We start from the raw sequence: 14,432 nt of genomic DNA on the forward strand, positions 1-14,432 counted from the left end.
GGAGTGTATACACATGGAACTTGGTTATTATGATGGACAATTTCGAGATATCAACGAGAGAGTAATTCCTATTGATGAGCGCGGGCATCAATTTGGCGATGGCGTATATGAATTCATTCGCGTATACAAAGGAACACCTTTAGCACTATCTCAGCATTTAGATCGTCTTGAGCGAAGCGCAAAAGCGTTATTAATTGAGCTTCCATTTAGCAGAGTTGAATTAGAAAAATTAATCGAGGAAGGACTACAAAAGTCCACATTGGCAGAAGCCGATATTTACATGCAGGTCACGCGTGGAATCTCTCCTCGAAATCATTTATTTCCAGATACCAAAGCAGAGTTATCTATGACGATTAGACATCCACGCCAAATGCCTGATGAGGCTTATGAAAAAGGGATTTCTACCTTACTTTTAGAAGATGAGCGTTGGGCAAACTGTTACATTAAATCATTAAACTTACTTCCAAATATTCTAGCAAAACAAGCAGCTGCCTCTAAAGGATGCAAAGAAGCCATTCTTGTAAAGGACGGATACATAACAGAAGGTTCTAGCAGCAATGTGTTCGTCATAAAAGATCAAACCCTATATACCACTCCAGCCACTAAGCAAATTTTATGCGGCATTACACGTACCAATATTCTTTCTTGCGCAAAACAAGAAGGCATTCAAGTGCGAGAACAGCATATGACGATTGATTTTATTAAGCAGGCTGATGAAGCCTTTGTCACGAGCACATCCATTGGTATCTTACCAATTGCACGCATCGATGAGCAAGACTTGTCAACAACACGTCCTATTATTGATAAATTAACTAATGCATACCAAACATTTCGAGAGCAGCAAGTACACGTACAAAGTTAATATAAGAACAAAAAGCCCTTATTTTTTTCAAATAAGGGCTTTTTCTTAGAACTTGAAATAGTTACGTTTTAATAGACGCGGTGTTGCCAGTAGTTCTTTATAAGAAATAACCTTTTGAAGCAGCTTTGTATCTACAAGCAGCAGCTGTGTTTCAATCTCTTCTATCACTTCTTCTTCTTGATAATGCATTCCACAGGCAGAACATTTAATACAAGGTACATCCGTGATTTCAATTCCTCTTGTTCCATCTGGAAGTTCCCAAAAAGCGGTATGGACGCTTTTTTCTCCAGCGCTTTCGCCGCACCATGCGCATTCTACCATCATTGTATTTGCCTCCTCAAGATGAAGTGGAACCCTTTTCTTTTTGTGCTTGAGCTTGAAACTTTTTCTCCTTTAACTCATCTCTTTTTTCACGTTTATCCTTTAGAGTTGCATGTGCTGTATCTGCTTCATAAGATTTCCGTCTAGTTACTCTTCCTAACCCCTCCGGGATAAGCGTTGAGTTTGTTTCATTCATTAACCCTGCTATTCCAATAGAAGATTCCTTTTGCTTTGCATCTGGATAAATTGAATAGAAGTAGTCATCCGCTCTGTTAGGAATATAGTTTTCTGGTTCTGGATAAGTGGTAATTACCCCTTCAAAGTTTCGAAGTACAACCTTACCAGCACTTTGACTAATTAAATAGTTTGGTTGAATGGCAATCTTACCGCCACCACCAGGTGCGTCCACTACAAAAGTAGGTACAGCATAGCCTGACGTATGCCCTCTTAGTCCCTCAATAATTTCAAGCCCTTTGGATACAGGTGCTCTAAAGTGACCAATTCCTTCTGATAAATCACATTGATAAATATAGTAAGGTCTGACACGAATTTTCACTAAATCATGCATTAGCTTTTTCATAATTGGTACGCTATCATTAATACCAGATAAGATAACTGCTTGATTTCCCACAGGCACCCCAGCATCCACCAGCATTTCACATGCTTTTTTCGTTTCTTCTGTGATTTCAATTGATGTATTAAAATGAGTATTTAGCCAGACTGGATGATACTTTTTTAAAATGGCACATAAGTTTTCTGTGATCCGTTGCGGAAAAACAACCGGTGCTCTTGTGCCAATACGAATGATTTCAACATGAGGAATAGCGCGTAAGTTTTTTAAGATATATTCTAAAATTTGATCATTAATTAGCAACCCATCGCCACCGGATATTAGAACGTCTCGTACTTCTTTTGTTTGAGCAATATATTCAATTGCCATATCTAGTTGTTTTTTAGGAACACCCATTCCAATTTGTCCTGAGAATCGTCTCCGGGTACAATAACGACAGTACATCGAGCATTGATTGGTGACAAGAAATAAAACTCGGTCAGGGTAGCGATGTGTAAGCCCAGGTACAGGTGAATCTTCATCTTCCTCTAAAGGATCTTCTAAATCATATCTCGTTTTATGCATTTCTTGACCAATTGGTACAGACTGCATGCGAATTGGACAACGCGGATCATCTGGATTCATTAACCAAGCATAATAAGGTGTAATATTTAATGGAATCGTTTTGGTTGCAATTCGAACCCCCTCTTCTTCTTCGGGTGTTAAATGAATGACCTTTTTTAAATCATCAAGCGTTCGAATTGTATGGGTTAATTGCCAAATCCAATCATTCCATTTCTCTTCTGGTACATCTTTCCAAAGATCGATGTCTTTCCAATGACGCGATGGCTTATATAAGTCATGTAACACAAAAACGCCTCCCTTAATTAAAATTTAGACTGTGCTACTACTTTATATATGTGAATGCCTAGTAAATGGTTATATTTTATCTAACCTTCCTATTCTAAAGCCCATTTTTTTATGTTGATAAATCCTTTGACCATATATTCATATTTTCTAGCGTCTTAGAAATGAAGCAATTGTTAATAAGTCTCCCACTATAGGAATAGCCAAGCTGGTGGAAAGCGGCATTCATCCCTAATGAAAGCGCTCTCGCTATGGTGTATACACAATAAACATATTCCTTTTTCAATTCTCTCTCAATTTCAACCATTAAATGCTTCATTAAGCCAAGTGAGCGGTGAGATGGAAGAGTAGCACAATCTGTTAATTCTGCATTGTGATACACCTTATTAATTTCTGCGGAAGCTGCGCTTACAATTTCTCCTTCATATTCAATAATAAAGAAAGGTGTTCCGTCTTCAAGCATGTTTTGAACGTAAATCAAATCATGTAAGGGAGAAGGGTAAATGGTAAATACTGTTTTATACAATGTTACGAGTTGTTTGGCATCACTCTTTACAGCTTTCCTTAACTTGTAAGGTAGCACCAATGTTTCCGGGCACTTTAGCGGTAATAACTGAACTTTTTCAAGAAGGTTATTTTCTTTCACATAATAATTATGCACTTGCCTCTCTTGGCTTTCATAAAAGGTCATTAAGTAAGCAGTGCTTCCATTAAAATAAGAGGGAATGGTTGCTTCCAAACGATATCCATATTTCAACCAGCTTTCAACCTGTTCGTAGCGAGACTTTATTATTGCTTTTTCTAACTGATGCTTATTCATCTCTCTCTTTATATAGTGACTTATGCTAGAAATATTTCCTCGATAATCCTCAATTCGAAGCCTTTTATTAAAGGAGTCGTGTATGCAGAGCGCGCTGAATTCCGGTCTATTAACTTCAAGCAAACCGTTTCCCTCCTTCATCAGTCAGCAATTCCGCACCAATCAATAATGGTAAGAGCAATGATTTCAGTGGCTTTTATAACAGATTCAATAGAAATATATTCGTTTGGAAAGTGAGCAACTTCCGTAACTCCTGGACCAAACACCACCGTTGGAATCTTACCAACCTGAGATAAAATTCCTCCATCAGTCCCCCAAGGTGATGCTTCAATACTAGGAGGGTGACTCATTGCTTGCTTATAGCTTTGAGAGAGAGATGAAATAAGAGGGTGCTGTATATCTAGTTCATTTGGTAGCCATTGTGCCCCAAACCATTCTACATTCACAGGTTGAATATTAAACCAAGAATCTTGCACGCTAATTTTTTTCAACCATTCTTCTACTTCTTCCTTCACATCTTTCATCTTTTCATGAGGTGCAACTCCAACCCTTCCTTCAATTATGACTTCATCTGCAACTGAAGACGGCCAAGATCCACCTTTTATAGTACCTATGTTAATTGGCACAGGAATGGGAGTATTTTTGTACAGCGGATCCACAATGCGGGCATTGCGATTTTTCTCTAGCTGCTGCAGATGTTCAATAAGAACCATTGCTTTCTCGATTGCACTCACTCCTTCATACCTTGTACCTCCGTGAGCAGATCGACCATGTATGGTTAAACGAAACCACATAGAACCTTGCTGTTTGGAGAATATCTTCATGCTCGTAGGTTCAGGGATAATGGCTCCGTCCGCTTTGTAGCCTCTTAACACACATGCAAGCGTACCTGCTCCTCCACTTTCTTCTTCAATTACACTTTGAAAGATAACGTCACCATTTAATGAAATTCCGATTTCTTGTAACGCTTGAATAGCAAAAAGAAGAGCTACGTTTCCTCCTTTCATATCCGTACTCCCTCTGCCATATACATTTCCATTGCTTACAATTCCACTAAATGGGTCATCTTTCCAATGTGTTAAATCTCCTGGTGGTACCACATCAATGTGACCATTTAATAGAATAGATTTGCCTCCCCCCTTTCCTTTTAAAACACCTACAACGTTAGGGCTATCTTGAAAGCTGGTTCGAGTCGAGGCAAATGCTTCATTTTTACGCAGCTCTTTAAAATCTGGTTCCCATATATCAATGACTAACTGAAGCTGCCTTAACTTTTCAATCACGATTGCCTGCACATATTTTTCATTTCCCTGTACACTTGCTTCCTGCACAAAACGTTGTAAGAGCCGAACTATTTCATGTTTATATTCAATTAACCACCCCTGAATTTTCTCTTGCCAATTCGTCATCTACAAACCTCCTTAGGGAATCATTTTAATGCTATCGCTAAGCTCTACTGTTGCATCAGTTGCTTGCAGCACCTCTTCCACGGTATAAGGAGACATTACTTCTATTAAAATCAAGCGATTATTTTCTACTTTTAAGACGGCTTGATCTGTAATAATTAAATCCACGCAGCGCTTAGCAGTAAGTGGCAAAGAACATGATTTTACAAGCTTAGGTTCTCCATTTTTATTAGTGTGGTTCATTAATACAACCACCTTCTTAACTTTTTGGGCTAATTCCATCGCTCCTCCCATACCTGGTACTCGCTTGCCAGGTACAATCCAGTTTGCCAAGTCCCCTTGTTCACTGACTTCTAGCGCACCTAATATGGTCATATCAACATATCCTTTTCGAATCATCCCAAAAGCAATAGCGCTATCACAATATGAAGATCCTGCAAGCGTAGTAATGGGATAACCTGCTGCATTGCAGGCATTTTCATCTTCCTGCCCTTTAACTGGGGAAGGACCAATTCCAACAATTCCATTTTCAGCATGAAACATCACTGCTATTGTCGAAGGAATATAGTTAGGAATAAGTGATGGAATTCCAATACCTAGATTCACAATCATTCCATTTTCAATTTCCTGAGCAGCTCGCTTAGCAATTCGCTGTCGATTATTTATTCCCAAACCCATTTCCAATTCACCCCTTTTGACTGAACAATATAGTTTACAAACACACCTGGAGTCATAATTGAATCAGGATCAAGTTCACCTAACGGGACAATTTCTTCTACTTCAGCAATCGTTACTTTACCAGCCATAGCTACAAGCGGGTTCGTATTACGAGCGCTTTTATCATACAGCAAATTTCCGAATTCATCTGCTTTCTTAGCGTAAACAATTGATACATCTGCTTCCAACGGCGTCTCCACTAAAAACTTTTTGTCTGATAGAGTAATCATTTGCTTTCCCACACAAATTACGTCCGTTTCAATACCCACATCAATCAATATGCCGCCGATGCCTACTCCGGCTGCTCGAATTCTCTCAACAAGCGTTCCTTGAGGAGAAAATTCTACTTCTAGTGTTCCATCTGTCATTTGTTTACCAGCAACCGGGTTGGAACCAATATGCGAAGCAATGAGCTTTTTAATTCGCTGTTCACATACAAGCTTTCCTACACCAATGTTTGGAAAACCTGCGTCATTACAAATAAGCGTTAGCTCGTTAACATCACTTTTTAACATTTCTTCGATTATAGTAGGAGCTGTACCTACTCCTCCAAATCCACCAAACATAATCGTCATACCACTTTGAACATAGTTCATGATATCTTTACTTTTAACCATTTTATGAAACTTATTTTGAAGATTATTCATTTTTCTCTTCCTCTCCCCCCAGTTCTTTTTCAATCTCAACCATCGTCACAGTTAGTAATTCCACCAGCTCATCAATTTCGTGTGACGTAATAGTATATGGAGGTGATATGATAATCCCATCCCCTTCTATCCCATCTTCTCCAGCTTGAGAGGGGTATAGCAGAAGACCTTTATCTTGAGCTTTTTGAATAATCCTAGACGTCAATTCAATCGATGAAGCAAATGAAGCTTTAGAGTTTAAATTTTGAACAATTTCTATACCTAGCAGTAATCCCTTTCCTCTAATATCTCCTATAATATTTACTTGCTGTTGCAAACTCTTAAGCTTTGCATACAAATATGCGCCTTTGCTTTCAACTCCTTCTATTAAAGAGTGAGCTTGGATGTAATCGAGTACAGCTAAAGCAACTGCTGAAGAGAGCGGATTTGCACTTAGTGTATGTCCACTCATAATTAGATTAGATCCATTCAGTACGGGTGCTAGTACGTCCTTGGTTGCAACGACGGCTGCAATCGGAGTATATCCAGCACTTAAACCTTTACCAAGAGTCAAAAGATCGGGCTTAGCTTTCCAATGTTCATACGCAAACACCTTTCCTGTACGTCCCATTCCCGTCATTACCTCATCTACAATCCATAAAACATCGTATTTATCGCAAATCTCTCGAATTCGTTCGTAATATCCATCCGGTGGGGTGATTGCCGCTCCAGCCGCTCCAATAATAGGTTCCGTAATAAAAGCTGCAATTTGCTCGCTTCCCGTACGCTTAATCACTCGTTCAAGTTCGTTTGCACATGCTAAGTTACAAGATGGGTACGTTTTTTCAAATGGACACCGATAACAATAAGGTGGCGAAACGGAAGGGTACTCCTCTAGTAAAGGCACAAACCTTTTCCTTCTACCTGCATGCCCTGACATAGACAAAGCACCAATTGTAATGCCGTGATAACTCATCCACCTTGATAATACTTTTATTTTTTGAGGCTTTCCTTTTTCCTGCCAGTGTTGAATAGCCATCTTCATTGCGGTTTCTGTTGCTTCGGTTCCACTATTAACAAAAAAGACAAATTGGAAATGATGATTGCTCAGCTCACAAAGCCGTGCTGCTAATCTTTCAGCAGGTTCACTTGTAAACTGAGAGCGATACACAAACGCAACTTTTTTTGCTTGGTCATTCATTTTATCAATAATCTCTTGAACACCATGTCCAACGTTTGCCGTCACCGCACCAGATGATGCATCTAAATATTTTTTGCCTTGTACATCATACAGATAAACTCCCATTCCGTGAGAAATCGTAGGATACCAAGCATCTAACAGTGGTTTGATTAAGTTCGATAAAGACTTATCAGTCATCGCGATTCCTCCTTATCACAAGACCTCTATTAAAGTCTATGCCCTATGAACACTGTTTTTGCTAAGTAAAAAGGATTGTTTTTACTAGAATAGAAAAAGGCTCACTCCTTACGCTTTTAACGTAAAGAGTGAGCCCTATTATCGTATCAAAAACCCTTTGTTTGTAATTTCCCAGTCATCCCCTACTGGTTAATGTTTTAAATTAAGCACCTGCTTTTTCAGCTCTTCTCGCTTCAGATTCAGCAACAATTACTGCACATGCAGCATCCCCTGTAATGTTAACAGATGTACGAATCATATCAAGCAAGCGGTCAATACCGATAATTAATGCAATACCTTCTACAGGTAATCCAACTGATGAAAGTACCATTGCTAACATGATTAAACCTACCCCTGGAACACCCGCTGTTCCGATACTTGCAAGAACGGCTGTTACAACAACTGTAATAAGTGCACTGAATGATAAGTCAATCCCATATACTTGAGCAATAAAAATTGTTGCTACCCCTTGCATAATTGCTGTTCCATCCATGTTAATTGTCGCACCTAACGGTTGAACAAAACTACTGATGGACTCAGGTACACGAAGATTTTTCTGAGCTACGTTCATTGCAATTGGCAACGTTGCATTACTACTTGATGTACTAAACCCAACCGTCATAGCTGGTGCAAATCCTTTAAAGAATTCAATTGGGTTGCGTTTTGCTAAGAGCGCTACTGATCCACCATAGGTTAAGATTGAGTGAACAAGTAGTGCGAGCACAACTACTGACATGTAAAGACCCATTGCTTTAATTGCTCCCCACCCTTGGCTACCAACCGCTGTCGCGATTAAACCAAACGTACCATACGGAGCAAACTTCATTACTAAGTTTACAAGGTACATCATAAGTTCGTTACCTTGATCGATAATGTTGTAAAGCCCTTTTGCTTTGTTACCTAGCATCGTAATTCCAAATCCAATAAAAATTGAGAATACGATAATTTGAAGCATGTTTCCTTCAGTCATTGCTAGAACTGGATTCGTCGGAATCATGTTTAGCAATGTTTCACCTACAGGAGGTGCTTCTTGTGCTTCAAAAGATGCGTTTTCTGTATCAAATGTTCCAACTGTACCTGGTTTAATGATAAACGCTAAGCATAAACCAATAATAATAGCAATTGTTGTCGTAATTAAAAAGTAACCAATTGTTTTACCACCGATGCGGCCAAGTTTCTTTGGATCTCCCAAACCTGCAACGCCAAGTACAATTGAGAAAAATACAATTGGCACAACAAGCATTTTAATAAGGCTTAAAAAGATTTGTCCAAGCGGCGTAAATAAATATTTATCTAGCGTTGTAAACGTCCCTGGTGAAAACGTATTTAATAAGACCCCTACAACAGCACCAATAATTAGTGCAATGATAATCTTTGTTGATAGTTTCATTGATGAACCCCCTCATATAAACAAATTATATTATTAATTTAATAACTACCAAGATTAAAAGATTGAATATTCCAAAAAGAATAATCACTTTAAATTTATATTATTTTTGAAATTTTCAGAATAGAACGAGCTCCAGCTGCTTTTTTTAAAATTATCGAAAAAAGTGTACAAAAAAAACCATGAGAGCCCTCTCTGGTTTTCAAACCTTCCATGTACTCTCCCACAAAATGCTGACGAGGTTAGCTGTCGGATTCGGGTATGTGAGTTACCCTACTTAACTATCAAGTTAAGATTCACCCCTAGTGCTTGTCCGCACAAATTTGGGTCCCCCGCTTTCTTTCAAATCTGAAATTAAGCAACTGTTATTTTGATGTAATAGTTTTGCACTGCAATAACTTACTTCTTTATTAAAATTCATTTCCTATCACTTTGTCAAGATAATATACAAAAAAAATTCAAAATGCTGTCGATTTTTTTATTTATATGTCATATTTCCTCACACTTAATGTGCGTTTTATATTCATTTTTATGTTCGCTATAAGCCAAAGTTTTCTTTTCTAAACAACATTTTAACTTAAAATAGCACCTCATACCAATAACAACTAACAAATTGTATAGTCATACTAAACAAAAAATCAAAAAGCCATTTTATAACATTTAAAATAATATAATTTATATTCATATTTATTTATTTTTATTCATTAATTGTAAGCATTATCATTTTTATTTTCATATTTTATACTGATTTACTGTATATCCTTAAACCTCTCTCTCTAAATTTCACCAACAGTGAGTTTAGCTAGTTTAAACTTTATTTTTTCGCAACCACCTCGCAAATTACATTTTTTTCTAAAAACCATTTCAATCTCCCTACTCTTTTTGATAAACTATAAAGAACAATATATTGATTTTTATATCATAGAGGAGAGCTCTAACCATGTTTACCGTCTTAATTGTAGAGGATGATCAAAAAATTGCTTCTTTATTAAAAGAGCAGCTTGAAAAATATAATTTACACGTACATATCGTTACATCATTTACGGATGTACTTGATGATTTTCAAAAGCACCAGCCTAACCTTGTCTTATTGGACGTTAATTTACCAAAATATGATGGGTTTTACTGGTGCAGACAAATTCGCACTCTCTCCACTTGCCCTATTATTTTTATCTCAGCACGTGATGGAAAAATGGACCAAGTAATGGCATTAGAAAGTGGAGCCGATGATTATTTAACCAAACCTTTTGACTACGACGTAGCTATTGCCAAGGTAAACAGCCAACTACGACGCGCATATGGCTCTTATGCACCTACGAATCAAGAACGAATTATAGAGCATGCTGGTTTAACTTTATATCCTGAAAGGCTACTATTACGCTACAAAAGCAAAGAAATTGAACTTAGCCAAACAGAAAGCAAGCTCATTGAAACATTATTAGTTAAAGCAGAAAGAGTTGTGAGCAGAGATCGATTGCTGGAGAAAATTTGGGACGACCAGCTCTTTGTTGATGACAATACTTTAAATGTCTATATGACGCGTACGCGCAAAAAACTAGCGGATGTTGGTATTGAAAAGGCAATTGAAACGATTAGAGGTACAGGCTATATACTGCGAATTCAAGAGGCGAATAAATCATGAAGCTGTTTTTTAAAGAACATCTTCCACTTACATTTTTTTATCTTATGCAATTGGGTTTAGTATGCACAATTTTTGCTTTAGATGGCTTTCGAGATGTTTTTACTATTCTTTACGCTATTTTAATCAGCACAGTTATCTATATCACTTACCTCTGTTATCGCTACTATACAAACAAAACATTTTATAAGCACCTTTCAAGCCCATTACATAAGTTAGAAGACAGCGTATTATCTAAGGAAGACTCTCCGCTTTCAGAAGCGTTAAAAGAACTTTTCGAGAGTCAATTTCGAAGCTTTCATAATGAAATGTATCACTATCAAAATAAACTTAATCAACATATGACATTTATGAATCAGTGGGTTCATCAAATGAAAACCCCTGTATCCGTTATTCATCTGATGATTCAAAACGAAGACGAACCTATCTTTCTGAGCATTCAAGATGAAATGGATCGAATTCAAAAAGGGTTAGAGACTGTACTGTATACGTCGAGACTGAATGACTTCAATCATGATTTCCAAGCAGAGAGTGTTTCCCTACATAACGTTATAACAAAGCTTATTTCAAGTTACAAACGTTTTTTTATTCGCAATAAGGTATTTCCAACAGTTGATATTTCACCCCAATTCATCGTAGCTTCTGACGAAAAGTGGATTAACTTTGCTTGTTCACAGCTTATCACTAATGCCGTCCGCTATTCTGCTGGAATTAATCAAAACATCACTATTTCAGCATTTGAAAGAGGCAGACAGGTCGTATTAGAAGTAAAAGATCAAGGAATAGGTATTCCATCACAAGATCTAAAGCGTGTGTTTGACCCCTATTTCACCGGCGAAAACGGCCGAAAATATCAAGAATCCACGGGGATGGGACTCTATCTCGTAAAAGAAATTTGCAAACAGCTCCACCACCAGGTAGAGCTTGAATCAAAAGTGGGGCAAGGGACTACCATACGCTTAATTTTCCAACAAAATATTGCGCGTAACTAAGAAGGCTAATGTATAAATTAGCCTTCTCTTGCTTTCTTACAGAAGTGTAAGATTTCTGTAAGCTTACCACATAGCACACTCGGTTAATTTTCAATAAGATAAGAGTATAGATAAAAACAAATATTTACAAAGGAGTTTGACTATGCCTATTTTACAAGTCAATAACTTAACAAAAGTATATGAAGGAAATGTTTCTTACAAGGCGTTAGAAGGCGTTAATTTTTCAATTGAAAAAGGAGAATTTGTTGGCATTATGGGACCATCTGGAAGCGGGAAAACAACTCTGCTAAATATGGTTTCTACCATTGATTCACCTACAGCTGGAGAAGTACTTATTAATAACCGCAACCCTCATCAACTTAAGAAAAAAGAGATTGCACTTTTTAGAAGACGTGAGCTTGGGTTTGTCTTCCAGTACTTTAATTTATTAGATACATTAACTGTTGAAGAAAATATTATCTTGCCACTCGCTTTAGATAAAGTAAAAAGTTCAGAAATGGCTAAGCGAGTAGCTTCTATTACTAGCAAACTTGGCATTGAACATATTTTAAAGAAACGTACGTACGAAATTTCAGGAGGGCAAATGCAACGAGCAGCCATCGCTCGAGCGATTATTCACCATCCACAGCTGATTTTAGCTGATGAACCAACAGGGAACTTAGACTCCAAAGCATCTAAAGATGTGATGGAAACTCTGCAACATTTAAATGAACAAGAAAATGCGACGATGATGATGGTTACTCATGATGCGCACGCAGCTAGTTATTGTAATCGTGTAATTTTCATTAAAGACGGACAACTTTATAACGAAATTTATCGAGGGAATAACCGCCAAGCTTTTTATCAGCAAATTATTGATATGCTATCAGTTTTAGGAGGAGACGCACATGAGCTTTCGACAACTCGCATTTAAAAACGTTATGCGTAATAAGCGTACGTACGCAGCTTACTTTTTAAGCAGCGCCTTTTCTGTAGCCGTCTTTTTTCTCTATGCAATGTTTATTTTTCACCCTGGAGTCACAGAAGGTGTAACAAAAGAAATGGCAAAAAAGGGCATGACTGCCGCTGAATATATTATCTATGTATTTTCGTTTTTCTTCGTTCTGTATTCTGTCAGCGCATTTTTAAAGTCTCGCAAGCGTGAATTTGGAATTTTTATTATGCACGGAATGTCTAAACGTCAGCTAAACACCATGATTTTCTTAGAAAATATGATTATTGGTTTTTCAGCCATCATTACAGGAATCCTTGTTGGAATGCTCCTTGGCAAGCTCTACTTAATGATTGGATCTTACGTTATTGGTATGGAGAAGCCTCTTGCGTTTCTAGTCCCTTGGCAAGCACTCGCATTAACAACAGCTGCATTTACCGTTTTATTTCTGGTTATTTCATTTTTCACAAGCTTTTTTGTACGCACAAACAAACTGTTAGATTTGTTTCAATCCACATCAAAACCAAAGCCTGAACCTAAAACTTCTATTGTTTTATCGTTACTGGCTGCTGGGTTATTAATTGGAGGCTATTACTTAGCTTGGACGGCTAACATCTATAACATCGCCTTTCGATTTTTTATCGTTATCCTGATGACCATTATTGGAACCTACTTTTTCTATACGCAGCTAAGTGTTTTCTTATTAAAAATGATTAAGAAAAATAAGCGCTTTTACTGGAATCATACGCGTCTTATTACCATTTCAGATTTAGCTTATAGAATGAAAGATAACGCTCGTATGTTTTTCATGGTAACAATCGTATCAACTGTTGCTTTTTGTGCAATTGGAACCTTATCGGCGATGGGTGGTTCTAAAAAGCTATTTGATGAACGTGCTCAAATCCCAGTTGTCTATCAATCATCGGACCAAAACCCGAACCAAGCAGCACAAGTACAAGCCATTCGAGATGATTTTCATAAAACGGACTTATCATATAATGAAATCAAAGTAACCTTAACCGAACAGACAGAAACCGAAACAAATAAAAAAGTTGAGCTTATCTCTTTATCTGATTATAATGCGATGGCCATTGCAGCTGGTGAAAAACCACTTCAGTTAAAAGAAAATGAAGGTCATTATGTCAGCACAGTCACTTATAATACGTTCTCAGATGAAAAGATGAAGCCCATTACCTTAAGTGAAAGCAATCTAACATTTAACGTAACAAAAATTATTGATGCACCTTACTTTTCTTCTGGAATGGTCGGCTATGATTTGTACGTCATTCCAAATGAGCTTTATAAACAAATTCAAAAACCTACGTCAACAACTCACTATTACGGGTTTGCAACCAAAGATTGGGTTGAAACAAAAGACATTGGATTGAGTTTATATAGTGGAAAAGACGGCATTTATAACGGGAATTATACGAGTGATCCAGCTTTTTCTTTCTCATCAGCTGGATATGATTACAATATGATGATGGAAATGTATCGCACTGCTCTTTTTGTCGCTCTTTTAGTTGGGTGTGTTTTCTTTATTGCAGCAGGAAGCTTTTTATACTTCCGCTTGTATACAGACCTTGACTATGATAAGCGCCAGTATCAAACGATTGCAAAAGTTGGTTTAACTAAGGCTGAGCTCCATAAAATTATTACGCCTCAGCTTGTTTTGTTATTTTTTGTTCCCATTCTTGTAGCGTTTGTACACAGTGTATTTGCATTTAAAGCTCTACAGGGCTTATTTGAATTCTCAGTTGTTAAGGAAACTGCAGTTGTTCTGCTTGGATTCGGAGCTATTCAGGTAGTGTATTTCTTATTGATTCGCTCACGTTATCTAAAACATATTAAGAAAGCTATTATGTAAACAAAAAAAGCGGACCTATGCGTCCGCTTT

Annotated in this window: 13 protein-coding genes and 1 riboswitch; of the genes, 5 read left to right on the top strand and 8 right to left on the bottom strand. The window is 37.4% G+C overall.

Annotated features, from left to right (window positions below; translation table 11 throughout):
* Positions 1–13: 13 nt before the first annotated feature.
* Positions 14–862 (top strand): D-amino-acid transaminase, encoded by an 849-nt coding sequence (gene dat, locus EPL02_RS14600; RefSeq protein ID WP_131888108.1) that lies wholly within the window; start codon positions 14–16, stop codon positions 860–862.
* A gap of 45 nt (positions 863–907) precedes the next feature.
* Here dat and EPL02_RS14605 read toward each other — a convergent pair whose 3' ends face one another.
* The 8 genes from EPL02_RS14605 to EPL02_RS14640 form a co-directional block, all read right to left on the bottom strand.
* A complete protein-coding gene (locus tag EPL02_RS14605) occupies positions 908–1,183 on the bottom strand; it encodes a YokU family protein (protein WP_397428338.1) in 276 nt (91 codons plus the stop codon).
* Between the two features lie 16 nt (positions 1,184–1,199).
* A complete protein-coding gene (gene kamA / locus EPL02_RS14610; RefSeq protein ID WP_094913195.1) occupies positions 1,200–2,603 on the bottom strand; it encodes a lysine 2,3-aminomutase in 1,404 nt (467 codons plus the stop codon).
* 109 nt (positions 2,604–2,712) lie between these two features.
* Positions 2,713–3,543, bottom strand: a complete 831-nt coding sequence (gene ablB / locus EPL02_RS14615) for a putative beta-lysine N-acetyltransferase (RefSeq protein WP_286175453.1) — start codon at positions 3,541–3,543, stop codon at positions 2,713–2,715.
* Between the two features lie 17 nt (positions 3,544–3,560).
* Entirely contained in the window at positions 3,561–4,829 is a 1,269-nt protein-coding gene (locus EPL02_RS14620) for a peptidase (protein ID WP_131888110.1), read from the bottom strand.
* Positions 4,830–4,841: 12 nt separating this feature from the next.
* Positions 4,842–5,504 carry a 3-oxoacid CoA-transferase subunit B gene (locus tag EPL02_RS14625; RefSeq protein WP_131888111.1) on the bottom strand — a complete coding sequence of 221 codons (663 nt, stop codon included), beginning with the start codon at positions 5,502–5,504 and terminating at the stop codon, positions 4,842–4,844.
* Positions 5,489–6,190 carry a CoA transferase subunit A gene (locus EPL02_RS14630; RefSeq protein ID WP_131888112.1) on the bottom strand — a complete coding sequence of 234 codons (702 nt, stop codon included), beginning with the start codon at positions 6,188–6,190 and terminating at the stop codon, positions 5,489–5,491. Before EPL02_RS14630 ends, EPL02_RS14625 begins: the two co-directional genes overlap by 16 nt.
* Positions 6,183–7,547: an aspartate aminotransferase family protein gene (locus tag EPL02_RS14635; RefSeq protein WP_131888113.1), complete on the bottom strand. Its 1,365-nt coding sequence runs from the start codon at positions 7,545–7,547 to the stop codon at positions 6,183–6,185. Before EPL02_RS14635 ends, EPL02_RS14630 begins: the two co-directional genes overlap by 8 nt.
* Positions 7,548–7,749: 202 nt before the next feature.
* Positions 7,750–8,976: a dicarboxylate/amino acid:cation symporter gene (locus tag EPL02_RS14640; protein ID WP_131888114.1), complete on the bottom strand. Its 1,227-nt coding sequence runs from the start codon at positions 8,974–8,976 to the stop codon at positions 7,750–7,752.
* Between the two features lie 212 nt (positions 8,977–9,188).
* A riboswitch (cyclic di-AMP (ydaO/yuaA leader) is annotated at positions 9,189–9,344 on the bottom strand.
* A 569-nt stretch (positions 9,345–9,913) separates the two neighbouring features.
* On the opposite strand from EPL02_RS14640, the gene EPL02_RS14645 reads away from it, so the two are divergent.
* From EPL02_RS14645 to EPL02_RS14660, 4 genes are all read left to right on the top strand, one after another.
* Positions 9,914–10,615 carry a response regulator transcription factor gene (locus EPL02_RS14645; RefSeq protein WP_094913202.1) on the top strand — a complete coding sequence of 234 codons (702 nt, stop codon included), beginning with the start codon at positions 9,914–9,916 and terminating at the stop codon, positions 10,613–10,615.
* The gene (locus tag EPL02_RS14650) at positions 10,612–11,604 is read left to right on the top strand and encodes a sensor histidine kinase (RefSeq protein WP_131888115.1); all 993 of its coding nucleotides are present in this window, start codon (positions 10,612–10,614) and stop codon (positions 11,602–11,604) included. The genes EPL02_RS14645 and EPL02_RS14650 overlap by 4 nt, the downstream gene beginning before the upstream one ends.
* Positions 11,605–11,746: 142 nt before the next feature.
* The gene (locus EPL02_RS14655; protein ID WP_131888116.1) at positions 11,747–12,517 is read left to right on the top strand and encodes an ABC transporter ATP-binding protein; all 771 of its coding nucleotides are present in this window, start codon (positions 11,747–11,749) and stop codon (positions 12,515–12,517) included.
* Complete coding sequence (locus EPL02_RS14660; protein WP_131888117.1) at positions 12,492–14,402, top strand: ABC transporter permease; 1,911 nt, start codon at positions 12,492–12,494, stop codon at positions 14,400–14,402. Before EPL02_RS14655 ends, EPL02_RS14660 begins: the two co-directional genes overlap by 26 nt.
* Positions 14,403–14,432: the final 30 nt, after the last annotated feature.

Source organism: Bacillus sp. CBEL-1, from assembly GCF_004348885.1.
GTDB lineage: Bacteria > Bacillota > Bacilli > Bacillales > Bacillaceae_H > Priestia > Priestia aryabhattai_A.